This is a genomic window from Rickettsia endosymbiont of Gonocerus acuteangulatus, assembly GCF_964026435.1.
Classification (GTDB): domain Bacteria; phylum Pseudomonadota; class Alphaproteobacteria; order Rickettsiales; family Rickettsiaceae; genus Rickettsia.
This window is the reverse complement of record NZ_OZ032147.1, coordinates 13,317-28,164: the sequence shown is the minus strand read 5'-3', so window position 1 is coordinate 28,164 and position 14,848 is coordinate 13,317. Positions and strand designations below refer to the sequence as shown.

Genomic DNA, 14,848 nt, shown 5'->3' with positions numbered 1-14,848 from the left:
AGTTTTTCCGTCATTGCGAGAAAATTATGAAGTAATTCATTTAAAAAATGCTAATTTATAGCATTTTTAACTGGATACCGTGAATAAATCACGGGATGACAAAGAAAAAAGATCTACGCAAGCAATGCCTCCCGTGGATAAGCCACGGGATGACAAGAGAAAAAACGACTCACGCAGGCAAGGCTATAAAATCTTAATTATGCACTAACGATTTCTGTAACGTTTACTATTTTATGATCACGCTTAGTTAAAAACTCTACTCTTCCTGATGTTAAAGCAAAAATAGTATGATCCTTACCAATCCCAACATTTACTCCAGGATGGATTTTTGTACCACGTTGTCTAACTATAATATTGCCAGGTATTACATATTGCCCATCAGCTTTTTTAACGCCAAGTCTTCGACCGGCTGAATCTCTTCCGTTCCTAGAACTACCACCAGCTTTTTTGGTTGCCATCTTATGATTCCTTTATTATTAACTTTTACAAAAAGTCTATTATTGTTTTGTAATATCTAATATTTTCAGCTCTGTCAATTCTTGACGATGACCGGCTTTACGACGATAATTTTTTCTACGTTTTTTCTTAAAAATTATAATTTTATTATCTCTAAGCTGGTTAGTAATTTCAGCTGTAACAACAGCTCCTTTTACTAATGGAGTACCGATAAAAGAAGGCTTTGAATATTCACCCATCATTAAAACCTGATTAAGCTGAATTTTAGAGCCAAGCTCACCTTCAATTTTTTCGACTTTAATAACGCTATTTTGGTCTACTTTATATTGTTTTCCACCTGCTTTTATAACTGCGAACATGAAAAATATCTCTTTAAAAATTTATAAATATTTGTCGTATCATATTATTATATTGGCAATTAGTCAATGATAATTTAAAGCGGTATATTCGTTTTATTTGAAAAATTGGCTACCCAACTCTTCATTTATTAAATGTATACTTAATATATTTTAGCTTTTAAATAAATGAAGAATAATTAGAAGCAATGTAAATAAACTACTTGCAAAATTTAACTTATAGAGAGGAATTTGAAAGAAACACGGAACGCAGGACCGCAGCGTAGTAAACCTACGTGAGGATCCGAGTACCGGATTGACGTACAAATTACCTCTAGAAGTTAATTTTGCAAAAGGTCTATTTTTGCGGCTAAAATAAAATCGCTCTCAGTAAGACCATCAATTTTGTGAGTCCATATTTCTACTATGCAAGCTCCCCAAGATATAGTCAAATCTGGGTGATGTACTTCCTGCTCGGCAATTTCAGCTATTTTATTAGCAAATTCTATAGGTTGCATAAAATTAGGAAATTTATACTTTTTGTATAGATGTCCTGACTCATTCACTATCCATTCATTTTGTAATTCAGATAGTAATTTATCGATTTCTTTTTTCTCAATAGGCGGAACACCTCCCTCGCATGGAATACATTTTTTATCACTTAGTGAACATGTTATTGTCATAATAAACCTATTTTTTAATTATTATTGTTTTATCTTTTTCCAGTCTAGATTATTTAGCATATCAAATAGCTGTTGAAAACTTTTAATTACAAAATATGTTTTCTGGAAAGAATCCGTCTCATACTCTGTTTTTATCACCTTATTTAAATCAAACTCCAAACGCATAGGAATTTCTGATTCTAAAGAGTAAATAGATTCACCTTTAGAGGAAATAATACCAGCTCCGTATATTCGCAAGTTATCATTTGACTGGATGAGCCTGAATTCAACCGTAAACCAATATAGAGCTGAGGCAAATTTAAGCATACCCGCTTCAATGGCTTCTAAACCTTTTAGCCCAAATTGCTGCATAAAGTCAGCAAATACGGGATTTACAAGTAACGGCACATGACCGAAAACGTCATGGAATATATCGGGTTCTTCCAAATAATCAAGTTGATGAGGCTGACGAATAAAACAGGTAGAAGGAAATTTACGCTCTGCTAGAAATTTAAAAAATAAATCTTCAGGTATAAAGCCTTTTACCGGTATTATAGAAAAATTGGTTTCTTTCATTAATATTCTATTAAGCTCGGTAAATTTAGGAATTCGATCATTACAAATTTTTAATTTTTCTATTCCTTCTACTATTTCGTTTGTAGCTCTGTTTTTTAATAATTCGGTATGTCTGTTAAATAATGTTTTCCAAATTTCATGATCTGTTTCAGTAAATTTTTCCAATTGCTCAGAACACACCATTGGGTGGTCTAATAAAGATGACATAGTTTCCTCATAAGAATAATATTGTTTAATTTAGTTATTCTCTTTTGAAGTACTATTTGTGTCATTCCCAGCAACGGCGGGAATCCAGTAAAAAATCATAAATATAACAGATTTTTAAAATTAAAAGCTCGATTCATCTCGCTTTATGCTGGATTCCCGCCTATGCGGGAATGACATAAGTCAAACCGAAAAAGTCGCAAATAATAAACAAAAGAGAATTTAGTTAATTGGTAATAATTTAGAATTCGATATTAATATCGATAATAAGAAACTTTAGTGTAGTAATATGAGAATGGGGTAGTGAAAGATATTAAATTAGCCACAACACGACTAAACGTGAGTGATGGAATTTTTATAAGCTGGATAGTTGTTGGTGAGATAGACATTGTTTAAACCTGTTTGTTAAATTACATAATCGAGATATTTTTGAATTTTGATAATAGTAATACATGATTTACTCCTTAATTAATCATAAATTAATTATAACATACTTAACATAAAGCTTCAATAAGTTTTATCAATTAACACAAATACAATTGCATATTGCGTTACTGCAGCGAAGATTGCAGCAGCTAAATCATCAACCATAACCCCAAGGCTACCTTTAATATTTTTATCAAGCCAATTAATAGGCCAAGGTTTTAATATATCAAAAAGACGGAACAGACAAAAAGGTAATATAAAAAGTAATATTATACTAACTTTTAAAGTACTTAAATGCTTTACTAGGTTTGAATCATTAGCAAAAATCGCTGAGAAAAATACTAAAATAACAGTTAGTAACTGCCCTACTACCTCGTCAATTACTACCTCTTTTGGGTCTTTAGAATCCGTATATTTTAAGTATATTTTAGTAAAATATGTGCCGAATATTAGAAGCAATAAACATATAGCAGAGGCTATAATGACCATACTGACAAGCTGAGCTTCATTAAGCGTAAGATTTGCAAAAGGAATAATTATCTTATTATCAACAACAAAATACATTATAGCGTAGCATAGGGGAAAAGCTGCAAGAGAGCCGAAAGTGCCTGGGCAATATTTTATTTTTCCGATATAAAAGAAAGTAACAAAGAATTCTGAGAATTGTTTTTTAGTGAACATTTTTGCTCTGGATTAGATTTATAATATATAATATAATAAAATTTTAACTTATATAGCAAGAAATACTATGGGAATGAGCTTCAGCCATTTATTAATAGTTCTATTAATTATTTTTGTATTATTCGGTGCTGGTAAATTACCACAAGTTATGTCCGACCTTGCCAAAGGTCTTAAAGCTTTCAAAGACGGAATGAAAGAGGATGACAGCACTAAAAAAGATTAGATATTGCAATTAAATATAGAATTTGATATGACAAATTTATCCATTACTATACCTGATGACATAGCTAAAGCAAGTAATGAGGTTGCTAAAAAACTAGGACTATCTAGAACAGCTTTTATTCGTCAAGCAATTATACATGAACTTGATAATCTTCAATCTAAATTTGAGCAGGAAGGTATTATTAAAGAGTTTTAATGCAATGAAAAAATCCCCTCAATATTTAGAAGAAGCGGAAGAAATAATGAATGGATTAAACTTTGAATTATTAGAAGAAGAAAGTTAAATCGAAAAACGTTTTCGGTGTTATTTAGTTGCTTGACCTAGGTTGCTGTATGACTTCGGTGTCATTCCTGCGGAGGCGGGAATCCATTAATTACTAAACATAAATATAACTGGTTTTTATAATCAAGAATTGTATTTATTTAAATTTTCTGGATTCCCGCCTCCGCGGGAATGACACCGAGATCACTTTTCGATCCACGCAGGCAATGTTGCCACGGGATGACGAACTAGAAAATAAAAGTAATCCCCGCCGCAAGCAGCGGGGTATTTTAGAAGAAAGCTAGCTGATGATCCTCATGCAGTTTCTGATATTCCTTGCCTTGGTTTTTTACGTATTTTCCTATCATATTCTCATTTCCATGCTTACCTACCGTACTCGTAAAATATCCATCAGTCCAAAATTCTCCACCCCATAATTGTTTCTTTACCTGTGGACACTGTCTAAATATTTGACGAGCTGTAACACTTTTAATTGTTGTTACTATTTTTGTTACGCTATAGGTTGGTACAGATTGTACCAAAAAATGGACATGATCTTCATCAACCCCTATTTCTAAAAATTTTATTTGATATCTCTTTTCTATCTCTAAACATATTTCTCGTAATACTTGATCAACTGATACGTCAAACACTGCTCGGCGATATTTTGCTGGAAATACCATGTGATACAGCAGTACCGTAACATTATGACTTTTATGTATATATTTGCTCATTCCGCCATATTACGCCGCAAGCGGCGGGGAATATACCCAAAAGAGATTAAAAAGAAAAGGAGTAATAAAAGATCAGATTATCCCTTATGATTCACGGATATCAATAATTTTAGAGTCAATAGAGGAAGTAAATAAGCAACTAGAAAAAGGAGGTTATTTATTATACCGATATAAAAAAAGAAGGAATACTTTTATACGACAGTGGTGAGTATACTTTAAGCGAAGCTAAAGATTTACCTTGGAGTGAGATGAAAGAAATTGCTCAAGATTATTTAGAATATTGGTTTGGAAGAGGAAAAGGATTTTTAAAAGGAGCAAATAACTATTTAAAAGATTCTGAGAATGCTATAGCAGCTTTTTCACTTCATCAAGCTACCGAAAGTTTCTATAGTGCTATTTTATTAGTTTTTTCTAACTATAAGCCTAAATTGCACGATATAGAAGAATTAGGAGGTATGGCAGGAAATTATAGCAGTAAGTTATTACAAGTTTTCCCTATTGCAACGCCTGAACGAAAAGAATGTTTCGAGTTGTTAAAAAAAGCTTATGTTGATGCACGATATGATAAAAATTATAAGATTACGAAAGAACAGCTGCTTTATCTTATTGAGCGAATAGAAAAATTAAAAGAAATCACCGAAAGAATTTGTATGGCAAGGATTAATGGATAGGTTGTCCTCCCGTGGCTTGGGAACTAGATCCAGCTTAAAAATACTAATAAAATTAGTATTTTTTATTATTTTCTGGATCTAGTTAGCAAGCCAAGAGATGACATCGAGAGCACTTTTCGATCCATGCGGGCAGAACTAATCACTCCCCATTAATCAGTTTTTTAAAGTAATTAATTTTATAAGACCAGAAGTAATTTTTATTACTTTTTAAGGCTTTTATATCTAGAGCAAAATCATTCTCATCATAGATGAAAATTTTAATTAACTTGAGATATGATAATGTACCAAGAATAATAGAACGAAATAAACCTAAGAAAGATTTTAAAAGTTGCTTATCAATTATAAGTATAATTTTATTGTATGGCGATTTAAATAAACTACGAATTAGAGTATAATAAGCGGCTTTGTTCGGAAGGGTATCTGTTGGTCTTTTTTAGATGTAATTATCCTATTTTGACTGCGACACATTTACCGAATGAATTCCATAAATTTATAATATTGGTAATAACAATTGCTTCACGTTTTTGTGATGATATTTTTTTAGTTAATAGAGATGAACCAATACATCTCTTAATTCTTGAAATTTGAGCTTCAATTCGTGCCCTAATTCCATAACAGTATTTTTTATAAAATGCATAAATGTTACCTTTCTTACTAATATAACTTACAACCTTATCATGCCATATGGTGTTATCTTGACCATATATCTTAGCATTACGTGGGGGAGGAATTACTGGCGTAATACCGCAATTACTTAATTTCTCAACTCCTTCAATACTTATAGTAAGCACCATCAGCAATTACTCTATCTACCGATATATTCTCTGGTATTAAGGACTCTAGCATCTCTATATCAGCAGTATAGCAATCAGTAATCTCAACATCATGAATATTCATTGCAGGATCTATAGAAATATGCATTTTCTGCCATGGCTTATTCTTACAGACTTTATTGTATTTTGTTTCATACCAGTTACTAGCTGTATTAAATCTAAGACCTGTGCTATCTAGTATCAGAGATATATAGCATAAATCATTAAGATACTGACAATTTAATAGTATTAAAAACAGCATCATAAAATGTTTCAAAATCTCCTACAACTTTCCTAATTTCATTTTTTATCTTAAACCAGTAATGCTCTATAGGATTTAAATCAGGAGAGTAAGTTGGTAAATACAATATGGTACAACCAACGGATTCAATGAACTCTTTAACTTTAGAATTTTTATGAAAATTAATGTTATCCATAATAACGGTTTGCCCAGGTTGTAATTCTGTAATTAATACATCCCTAATATAAGTTTTAAAGACCTCTGTATTACAATTACCTTCAAATATTACAGGAGCAATAAGATTACCATTACAAAGACCAGCTATCATACTTATTCTAAATTTATGTTGATACACCTTTTCTCCATAACACCTTTGTCCTATAATGCTCCATCCATACTCTTTGCAAGCATTATCCTCTATTCCAGATTCATCAAGATATACTAATTTGTCCTTTGTGATGGTTTGTATCTTTGCTATAAATTCATTTCTTAATTTAATATCTCTTTTCGGATGAAAATGAGTTTTTTTATAGCTATAACCAAGTTTTCTGATTTGTCTTAAAATAGTTACAGATGCAATATTACCCCATTGCTTTGCTAACTCCTTTGATGTTTTATTCATATTAGCTTTAAAAAATTCTTTAAAAGATTCTGAATCTTTTATCTTATGACTATGTCCTTTCTGATAACCAGTTGCTGCTTCTAAAGTACCTTGCTTATCTTTTAATTTTTTCCATTTATATATAGTATCACGACTTACATTAAATAATTTACTTACCTTACTTATTCGTATCCCTGCTTCTACAGCTTTTATAACTCTTAGTCTTAGTTCTATTGCATATGCTCGTGCCATATCTCTTTACATGCTTGTTAATATTTGCTTACTATAACATGATACTCTCGCTCTGTCAGTACCTTAATGACTTATGCTATAGCTTCGCCATTCTTGATACGCACAGCAAGTTTATTGCAAAACTGTTTGACCTCTAATGGTATCTGTGAAAATAAATCACATAGATGACCAAAACTTGGTACTGGAATCTCAAGACCCTTGCCCCGCCATAGATCCTCAAAGTAACCTGTTATTTGACGCTGCCCGAAATCAAATAAACGATATAATGTATAAATTAGTTGTATATATGGTACTTGGTATGTCGTTGTCCTCCCAGATTCTCCCTCTACGTAAGGTTGTGTATTAATGAACAAAGACTCTAAATCACCTTCAGGGAAATACAGGCTGACCATCCCTCTTTTTCTTAAACTATCGTTATATTGTGACCAATTGGTTATTTTATATCTGGCTTATCTATTTTTCTTGGCAAACCTGTTTTTGTTCTTTCTTTGTATGGCATTTTTAATTTATCAAAACTTACGCTATGAGTAAAAAAGTGATAAATTATTGTAAAAATAATTAAACATGTCAAAGAGGATAAAGTTGCAAGCAATACCAATTAATAGGACAGATTATTGTCAATTTTTAATAGTTAGCCAAAAGAATTATAGTTTAACCTACTACGCTGAACATGCAAAGAAATGTAGTCATGATGTTATTAATAGATTTTTAAGGAATGAAAAATATACACCTTCTTTGTTATGGGAACACATCAAGAATGATGTTATTTTTTTCATCTAATGGATATACAATATTTGATGATACGGTTTTAAATAAAAGGAATATGAAGCAAATAGAAATTGCAAGATCGCAGTACAGTGGAGCTACAGGTAGAGTTACTAAAGGTATAGGAGTAGTGAGTCTGGTATATTATAACCCTGATATTAATAAGTTTTGGGTAATAGATTATCGAATTTTTGCACCTGATCATGATGGAGCAACAAAACTAGAACACCTATTAAACATGTTAAATAATGCTGTTTATAGCAAGAAGATTCCTTTTCAAACAGTACTTTTTGACACATGGTATTCTACACACAAAATTATGCAACATGTTGACTCTCTGGGGAAATATTATTATGCCCCTATTAAAGCCAATAGAAACGTTAGTAAAACGCACGATTCTAAACCTTATAAAGCTGTAAAAGAGTTGACATTTTCAGATGAAGAGATCAGGCATGGAGTAGAGATTCATATAAAAGGCTTTGCTAAAAATAAGCATGTTAATTTGTTTAAATTTACTGTTTCTACCAACAGAGTTGAGTATGTTGTTACCAATAACAAAACTCACAAATCTTCTAAAGCTGCACAAGATGAGTGTGGCTTTCGATGGGTAATTGAGAGCATGCACAGAGAAATTAAGCAACTTACTGGGATAGAACGTTGTCAATGCAGGAAACAGCGTATTCAACGTAATCATATTAGTTGGGCATTTTTAGTTTGGGCATTTCTCAAAAGGACTGCAAATACAATCGGTAAAACGGTTTACCAAATAAAGTTAGGGCTTTTAGATGAATATATGCAACAACAGCTGCGTTCTCCATCTTTACGATATTTAGAACCAAACATAGCGTAAGTTTTGTTATAACTTATCTATTCCAGAATATTATATGGTATTCTCTACATACTACCCTTCCTTTTTTATTACCCTTCCGAACAAAGCCGTTATAGCCCTACTTAATGCTCAATCCGAAATAACACATCTTGCTAATAAGATTGAGACCAATAGTCTTCAAAAAAATTCCCAAGACGAAGAAAAATTTGCAGAAACTTTATCCACTATAGCAAGTTATCTAGAAAGCCTTGCACGCAAGATGGAAAAGTGATATATTAACGTTTGGCTGCTTGGTTCGTGAGCTTAATATTAGCCTAGGACTACCACTAACTTTAGGACATCGTCCCTGTCTAATACTCATTTAAGTTTAGATATATGAAGTCCACCTTTACATAAAGGTCTTTGAAGGATTTTAAGTAACGACTAAAGCGGTCATTTGTCATCCAGTGGCTTGGGAATTAGATCCAGCATAAAGAGAGATAAATCGAGCTTTTAATATTAGTATTTTTAACTGGATCCCGTGAATAAATCACGGGATGACAGAAGTGAAGTTGCCATGGGATGACACCGAAAATAACATTACACCTCTAAAATGAAACAAAAAAAACCTGCTAATAAAGTACTTGGTGCTTTTTTAGGTACCATCATTGAATATTACGACTACAGCCTATACGGATTTTCTGCTGCAATTATTGCTGAAAAATTCTTCTCCCCTGCTACGGATCAATTAACAAAACTTGTAAATGTTTTTGCTGTATATGCTGTTGCATATCTGTCAAAGCCTCTAGGAGCTTATACATTTGGGCGTATAGGTGATAAATATGGCAGAAAAAAAGCCCTTAGTTTTACGATTATCGGTATTATAATCCCTACCTTAATAATAGGGTTATTACCTGACTACTCTACCCTTGGAGTTTGGAGTACGATAATCCTTGTTTTATGCCGTTTTATGCAAGGTATATTTATTGCAGGTGAGTATGATGGTGCTGCAATTTACGTTATTGAACATTTAGGTCCAAAATACCAATTTACAGCTTCAGCTATCACTAGATGTACAGGAGTTATTGGATTATTATCAGGAATTGGGGTAACTAACTTTTTTAATGCACATATCTTTCCTGATTGGAGTTGGCGTATTCCATTTTTATTAAGCGTACCATTAGGGCTTGTAACTCTTTATTATCGTCAGAAATTTGATGAGACCCCTGAATTTAAAAAGGCTGGTGGTAATAATTCTATTCAAAAATTTAATGTTTTGATCAGAAAACAATGGAAGAATATTTTACCTCTTATATTTTTAGCAGGAGGTTTTGGAGCAACATATCAAATTGCAATCATTTTCATGAAGCAATATTTACCGCTTGTGCTGCCTGCAACCGGCGTTATAATGAGTTCCTTTTCGGTATTGGTAGTATTATGCTTTGCTGTTTTTATGCCAATCGCCGGATTTATTGCCGATCGTATTCGTGTTAATATAGTATTAAAAACTGCCCTCATATCTACCATTATAGCAAGTATAATTTTTACGATAGCAGTGCAGTATCAAATGACCAATTTAGGGCTTTTTGCTAGTTTAATGCTAGCTGCTTCAGTTGCTCCGTTTAATGCTCTCGCTCATAGCGTAGTTATTAAATCTTTTGCAGTTAGAGAGCGTTATCGTGTCATAAGTTTTGGGCATACTGTAGGTTCGATGCTAATGTCTGGTAATGCTAATTATATATGTCTATTAGTAATAAAAAAATATAATTTTACCTTATTCCCTATTTTATATATCTGCATTTTCAGTGTACTAGCCTGCTCTATGATTGGGTTATTTGATCATAAAACAAAATGAAAAATCAAATTAAGACTTCTTTTTAAACATCTCTAGCATTCTTCTTGTGACTATGAATCCGCCAAAGATATTGATAGATGCAAGCAGCGTTGCAAAAATTCCTAGTAAGCCAGAAAAACCAAAAGCACTACTACTTGCTGCTATCATAGAACTTAGCACTATAATGCCTGAAATAGCGTTAGTGATCGACATAAGAGGAGTGTGTAATGCCGGTGTTACTTTCCATACTACATAATAGCCTACAAAAGAAGCTAGTACAAAAACTGTTATAGCAAACACTAAAGGATCAATAGTAGAAGCTGCAACTTGCGAGCTGCCATCTATCACTAAATCTTTTAATTTATCTGATAGTTCTTGGGTATTTTGGGCAATTTCACTAGCTTGCTTAGCTATTATTGGTAATTGATTCATATTTTCTCTTTTGGTTGTGTTATGTATTAAGTATGTGGTGAGATATACGAAGATCAACTTGGAAAAGAGCAAGTAGTCTAAAGCCCTCGGAGCGGAGCGTACACTTTAGTACGTGAGCACCACAGATCTTATAAGACGACGTAGCCAATTTTTCAAGTTCATCGAGTATACTTCTCGTTCACAATTTTGCCATCCTTAGTAACCAACATAGACTGCACTAACTCATCATCCATATTAAGTTTGCCGTCTTGGAGTGCATAATTTAAAAAATTATATAAATTCTTAGAATATAATTTTGAGCTATCAGTTGCAATTTTAGCAGCAAGGTTTGATAAACCTATTATAGTAACGCCATATTTAGTAATGATTTTATCGAGTTCCGAGCCTTCAACATTTCCGCCTGTTGTGGTTGCTATATCAACAATAATCGATCCATGATTCATTGATTCTAGCATTTTATCTGTAACAAGCAAAGGTGCTTTTTTTCCAGGAATTTGTGCAGTAGTAATAACTATATCATAGTTTTTAATGATTTTTGCTAAAAACTCTTCTTGCTTGACTTTATAGCTTTCAGAGCTTTCCCCAGCATAACCTGATTTATCTTGTAGATCCTCTTGCAGTTCTGGCGAAACAAATTTAGCCCCTAAGCTCTCTACTTGTTCCTTTGTTGCCGATCTTACGTCATACCCTGCAACGACGCTACCAAGTCTTTTTGCTGTTGCAATTGCTTGTAGTCCTGCAACACCAATACCAAGTATTAGAGTTTTACAAGGTGAAACAGTGCCTGCTGCTGTCATCATCATCGGAAAAGCTTTGGTATAATGATAGCTTGCTTCAATCACTGCCCTATATCCTACTAAATTGCTTTGCGAAGATAAAGCATCCATATTCTGGGCTTTGGTGATTCTTGGCACTAGCTCCATAGCAAAGCTAGTCAGATTTTTTTTAGCTGCTGCTTTGATATATTCGTGATTTAAATAAGGCGAGAGAAGCCCGATAATAACAGCTCCTTTTTTCGCAAATTCAAGCTCGCTATATTTATCGCTAACAGGTGATGGCTGAACCTTTAATATAATATCAGCATCAGAAATAATTTCGAGTGGTACTGCAGATATTTTAGCACCTACTGCTATATATTCTTCGTCAAGAAAGCCGGCATGAACTCCTATATCTTTCTCGACAGTAACAGCAAAGCCTTTTTTAACCAAAAGGCTAGCTACTTCAGGTGTGATAGCAACTCGAGTTTCGTGCTTGACTTTTTCTTTTAAGGCAACAATTTTCATAAATACTATTTGTTTTAAGTATATAACTAAGGTATTTTAAACATAATTTAAAATATAAAACAATGAAAATGAATAAAATATTTTCTTTAATTATCATTTATCTTTCCATAAATTCGATTGCGGCATTTGGAGCAGCTGATAAAGCGGCAATTTTAGAGTTAAAAACATATCTGCGTACAATGAAATCGATTGCGGTAGATTTTACACAAGAAGATTCTAAAGGTAATATATCTCAAGGAAAATTATTGATCAGTAAGCCTTATAACTTCAGATGTAATTATTACCCTCCTTTCCCTATAATTATAGTAGGTACTAAAAATTTTGTATCTATGTATGATTATGATATGGAGCAAGTAAGTCGTATTGCTAGGGATGAAAATATATTTAATTTTTTACTTGAGGATAATGAAAATTTCGACAAAGATTTTGTAGTTGAATCAGTTGTTAATGAAAAAGAGTTCTCAAGGATTAATATTTATCACAAAGTAACAGAACGACATAGTGAAATTACTTTAAATAAAGCCAATAAACAAATTGAGTTGCTTAAAATATTTGAGGATACTAATGTAGTAACTATTAAATTTGATAAGATAGTTAAAGTACAAAAATTTGCTGAAGATTTATTTAAGTTAAAAAATCCTGAAATATTTGGTCCACCTAATAGGTTAACAAAATTAGAAATAGAAAAAAAATATGTTGTTTCTTCTAGCTAAAAAGGCTATGTTAATTATGCTAGTGGTGGGCATCGTGCTTATTTAGTTGGTCAGGTCCGAGAGGAAGCAGCCAGAGTAGGATTCGCTGGGTCACTACTAGCATTTACTTTTTATATAAACAGGGTGTCATCCCGTGGCTTGGGAACTATATCCAGTAGTACAAATTTTAATGTCATACTGCGGCTTGACCGCAGTATCTTAAGACGCAATTTATGACAAGAAACCCCGTGATCAAGTCACGGGGAGACAATAAAAAAACTGGATCCCGTGGACAAGCCACGGGATGACAGTGGTAAAATTGATCCACGCAAGAATGACATTAACCACTCTTCTAAAATTTAAATCGTGACCGATATAAATTCAAATAATCAATATATCCCTTTTGCTAGGAAATATCGTCCAAGTAGCTTTGCTGAGCTGCATGGGCAAGAGGTACTTGTAAAAGTCTTAAGTTACACTATCCTCAATAATCGCCTAGCGGGTGGGTATCTTTTAACAGGTATTAGGGGAGTCGGTAAAACTACGTCCGCTCGTATTATTGCTAAAGCGGTAAACTGCTCTGCTTTGATTACTGAAGATAATAATATTAAGACATGTGAGCAATGCGTAAATTGCGTTAGTTTCAACAACTATAATCACCCTGATATAATTGAAATCGATGCGGCAAGTAAAACTAGCGTTGATGATATACGTAGAATCATAGAGTCAGCTGAGTATAAACCGCTGCAAGGGAAGTATAAAATATTTATTATTGATGAAGTGCATATGCTTTCTAAAGGTGCTTTTAATGCACTTCTTAAAACTTTAGAAGAGCCGCCTCCACATGTGATATTTATTTTTGCAACAACCGAAGTGCAGAAAATCCCAGCAACGATTATTTCAAGATGTCAAAGATATGATTTAAAACGTCTTAGCTTTGAAGAAATTTTTAAACTACTTGAGTATATAGTTAAAGAAGAAAATCTAAAAACAGATATAGAAGCTTTAAGAGTAATAGCTTATAAATCAGAAGGTTCTGCTCGTGATGCGGTATCTATTCTAGATCAGGCAGCTAGTTTATCCGCTAAATCTGATAGTATGATTACAAGACAAGCGATTAATCAGATGCTTAGGCTTGTCGACAATAATGTTATACTAGAATTTAGTGAGTATATAGTTAATAGAGATATCGCAAATAGTATTTCTCTAATAAATAAGCTTTATTCTTCTTCAGTTAATCTTGAAACATTTATAGAATCAGTATCAGAATTTATAGCTTATCTTAATAAGGTGAAAATGTTGCCTAGCTATAGTATGCCGTTATATGAGTCATTTAATGATAGAATTAAAAATATTTTGAGTAAAATTAGTTTCCCGCATTTATCAATTTTATGGCAAATATATAGTAAAGGGGTAGCGGAAATCAAAATTTCTTATAATCAACTTATTGAAACTGAAATGTTGATTATAAAATCAATATATTCAGCCTCGTTGCCATTGGATGATTCACCGAGCGATAATAGAAATGTAAAGCAGCCATCTACTGAAGAAATAAAAAAAAAATTTGAAATTGTAGATTTTCTTAAGTATCTTTATGAAAATAATGAAATAGAAATATATTATTTTTTATTGAACAGTATAGAGCTTAAAAATTTTTATGATAATAAATTAGAAATTGTGAGTTCTGAGATAACAAGCAAAATAAAGAAACAAATAGAAAATTTATTGTTTGCTTTTAGTAATGAAAAAATCAAAATTATAATATTAAAAGAGCAGCAACAAACGACCTTAAAAAGTCAATTAATAGATAAAATTGAATCAGGTGATGGTTTTAGTTTAGTAAAAAAACATTTTCCTGATGCAAAAATCATGGATATTCTACTTAAAAATTAAAGGATA

General features: G+C 32.4%; 21 protein-coding genes, 1 other RNA gene and 1 pseudogene. 11 read left to right on the top strand and 12 right to left on the bottom strand.

Annotated elements, in window-relative coordinates:
- Positions 1-197: 197 nt before the first annotated feature.
- The 5 genes from rpmA to AAGD55_RS00185 form a co-directional block, all read right to left on the bottom strand.
- Complete coding sequence (gene rpmA / locus AAGD55_RS00205) at positions 198-458, bottom strand: 50S ribosomal protein L27 (protein WP_341791686.1); 261 nt, start codon at positions 456-458, stop codon at positions 198-200.
- Between the two features lie 39 nt (positions 459-497).
- Positions 498-815: a 50S ribosomal protein L21 gene (gene rplU, locus AAGD55_RS00200; RefSeq protein ID WP_341791685.1), complete on the bottom strand. Its 318-nt coding sequence runs from the start codon at positions 813-815 to the stop codon at positions 498-500.
- A gap of 317 nt (positions 816-1,132) precedes the next feature.
- Entirely contained in the window at positions 1,133-1,474 is a 342-nt protein-coding gene (locus AAGD55_RS00195) for a 4a-hydroxytetrahydrobiopterin dehydratase (RefSeq protein ID WP_341791684.1), read from the bottom strand.
- 21 nt (positions 1,475-1,495) lie between these two features.
- Positions 1,496-2,236 (bottom strand): phenylalanine 4-monooxygenase, encoded by a 741-nt coding sequence (locus tag AAGD55_RS00190; RefSeq protein WP_341791683.1) that lies wholly within the window; start codon positions 2,234-2,236, stop codon positions 1,496-1,498.
- Between the two features lie 504 nt (positions 2,237-2,740).
- A complete protein-coding gene (locus AAGD55_RS00185; RefSeq protein ID WP_341791682.1) occupies positions 2,741-3,340 on the bottom strand; it encodes a phosphatidylglycerophosphatase A in 600 nt (199 codons plus the stop codon).
- 67 nt (positions 3,341-3,407) lie between these two features.
- Between AAGD55_RS00185 and AAGD55_RS00180 the strand changes: the two genes are divergently transcribed.
- Positions 3,408-3,563 (top strand): Sec-independent protein translocase subunit TatA, encoded by a 156-nt coding sequence (locus AAGD55_RS00180; protein ID WP_016947907.1) that lies wholly within the window; start codon positions 3,408-3,410, stop codon positions 3,561-3,563.
- Positions 3,564-3,566: 3 nt separating this feature from the next.
- On the top strand, positions 3,567-3,758 hold the full coding sequence (locus AAGD55_RS00175) for a ribbon-helix-helix domain-containing protein (protein WP_341791681.1): 192 nt from the start codon (positions 3,567-3,569) through the stop codon (positions 3,756-3,758).
- Between the two features lie 356 nt (positions 3,759-4,114).
- Here the strand turns inward: AAGD55_RS00175 and tnpA are convergent, their stop codons facing one another.
- Positions 4,115-4,558: an IS200/IS605 family transposase gene (gene tnpA, locus AAGD55_RS00170; RefSeq protein ID WP_341790826.1), complete on the bottom strand. Its 444-nt coding sequence runs from the start codon at positions 4,556-4,558 to the stop codon at positions 4,115-4,117.
- On the opposite strand from tnpA, the gene AAGD55_RS00165 reads away from it, so the two are divergent.
- Both AAGD55_RS00165 and AAGD55_RS00160 read left to right on the top strand, forming a co-directional pair.
- Positions 4,551-4,766, top strand: a complete 216-nt coding sequence (locus tag AAGD55_RS00165; RefSeq protein WP_341791680.1) for a hypothetical protein — start codon at positions 4,551-4,553, stop codon at positions 4,764-4,766. The genes tnpA and AAGD55_RS00165 overlap by 8 nt on opposite strands.
- A gap of 40 nt (positions 4,767-4,806) precedes the next feature.
- Positions 4,807-5,229 carry a HEPN domain-containing protein gene (locus tag AAGD55_RS00160; protein WP_341791679.1) on the top strand — a complete coding sequence of 141 codons (423 nt, stop codon included), beginning with the start codon at positions 4,807-4,809 and terminating at the stop codon, positions 5,227-5,229.
- Between the two features lie 443 nt (positions 5,230-5,672).
- Here AAGD55_RS00160 and AAGD55_RS00155 read toward each other — a convergent pair whose 3' ends face one another.
- From AAGD55_RS00155 to AAGD55_RS00140, 4 genes are all read right to left on the bottom strand, one after another.
- Entirely contained in the window at positions 5,673-6,023 is a 351-nt protein-coding gene (locus AAGD55_RS00155) for a hypothetical protein (RefSeq protein WP_341791678.1), read from the bottom strand.
- Complete coding sequence (locus tag AAGD55_RS00150; protein ID WP_341792477.1) at positions 6,001-6,303, bottom strand: transposase; 303 nt, start codon at positions 6,301-6,303, stop codon at positions 6,001-6,003. The genes AAGD55_RS00155 and AAGD55_RS00150 overlap by 23 nt, the downstream gene beginning before the upstream one ends.
- A complete protein-coding gene (locus AAGD55_RS00145; RefSeq protein ID WP_341790833.1) occupies positions 6,266-7,135 on the bottom strand; it encodes an IS630 family transposase in 870 nt (289 codons plus the stop codon). Before AAGD55_RS00145 ends, AAGD55_RS00150 begins: the two co-directional genes overlap by 38 nt.
- Before the next feature lie 71 nt (positions 7,136-7,206).
- The gene (locus AAGD55_RS00140) at positions 7,207-7,527 is read right to left on the bottom strand and encodes a transposase (RefSeq protein ID WP_341791677.1); all 321 of its coding nucleotides are present in this window, start codon (positions 7,525-7,527) and stop codon (positions 7,207-7,209) included.
- Positions 7,528-7,699: 172 nt separating this feature from the next.
- Here AAGD55_RS00140 and AAGD55_RS00135 point away from each other — a divergent pair, with 172 nt between their 5' ends.
- The 4 genes and pseudogenes from AAGD55_RS00135 to AAGD55_RS00120 all read left to right on the top strand — a co-directional run bounded on the left by AAGD55_RS00135 (position 7,700) and on the right by AAGD55_RS00120 (position 10,563).
- Positions 7,700-7,915, top strand: a complete 216-nt coding sequence (locus tag AAGD55_RS00135; protein ID WP_341790946.1) for a hypothetical protein — start codon at positions 7,700-7,702, stop codon at positions 7,913-7,915.
- A complete protein-coding gene (locus AAGD55_RS00130) occupies positions 7,896-8,750 on the top strand; it encodes a transposase (RefSeq protein ID WP_341791676.1) in 855 nt (284 codons plus the stop codon). Before AAGD55_RS00135 ends, AAGD55_RS00130 begins: the two co-directional genes overlap by 20 nt.
- An 88-nt stretch (positions 8,751-8,838) precedes the next feature.
- A pseudogene (locus AAGD55_RS00125) lies at positions 8,839-9,000 on the top strand (cell division protein ZapA); the annotation flags it as partial.
- 321 nt (positions 9,001-9,321) lie between these two features.
- Positions 9,322-10,563, top strand: coding sequence for an MFS transporter (locus tag AAGD55_RS00120; protein ID WP_341791675.1), 1,242 nt, complete (start codon positions 9,322-9,324; stop codon positions 10,561-10,563).
- A gap of 9 nt (positions 10,564-10,572) precedes the next feature.
- On the opposite strand, the gene AAGD55_RS00115 is transcribed toward AAGD55_RS00120, so the two are convergent.
- Both AAGD55_RS00115 and AAGD55_RS00110 read right to left on the bottom strand, forming a co-directional pair.
- Entirely contained in the window at positions 10,573-10,974 is a 402-nt protein-coding gene (locus AAGD55_RS00115; RefSeq protein ID WP_341791674.1) for an NAD(P) transhydrogenase subunit alpha, read from the bottom strand.
- Between the two features lie 158 nt (positions 10,975-11,132).
- Entirely contained in the window at positions 11,133-12,257 is a 1,125-nt protein-coding gene (locus AAGD55_RS00110) for an NAD(P) transhydrogenase subunit alpha (RefSeq protein WP_341791673.1), read from the bottom strand.
- 68 nt (positions 12,258-12,325) lie between these two features.
- Between AAGD55_RS00110 and AAGD55_RS00105 the strand changes: the two genes are divergently transcribed.
- The 3 genes from AAGD55_RS00105 to dnaX all read left to right on the top strand — a co-directional run bounded on the left by AAGD55_RS00105 (position 12,326) and on the right by dnaX (position 14,842).
- Positions 12,326-12,970, top strand: a complete 645-nt coding sequence (locus AAGD55_RS00105; protein WP_341791672.1) for an outer-membrane lipoprotein carrier protein LolA — start codon at positions 12,326-12,328, stop codon at positions 12,968-12,970.
- Positions 12,971-12,984: 14 nt separating this feature from the next.
- Positions 12,985-13,078, top strand: an RNA gene (ffs, locus tag AAGD55_RS00100) — signal recognition particle sRNA small type.
- A gap of 237 nt (positions 13,079-13,315) precedes the next feature.
- Entirely contained in the window at positions 13,316-14,842 is a 1,527-nt protein-coding gene (dnaX, locus tag AAGD55_RS00095; protein ID WP_341791671.1) for a DNA polymerase III subunit gamma/tau, read from the top strand.
- Positions 14,843-14,848 lie beyond the last annotated feature (6 nt).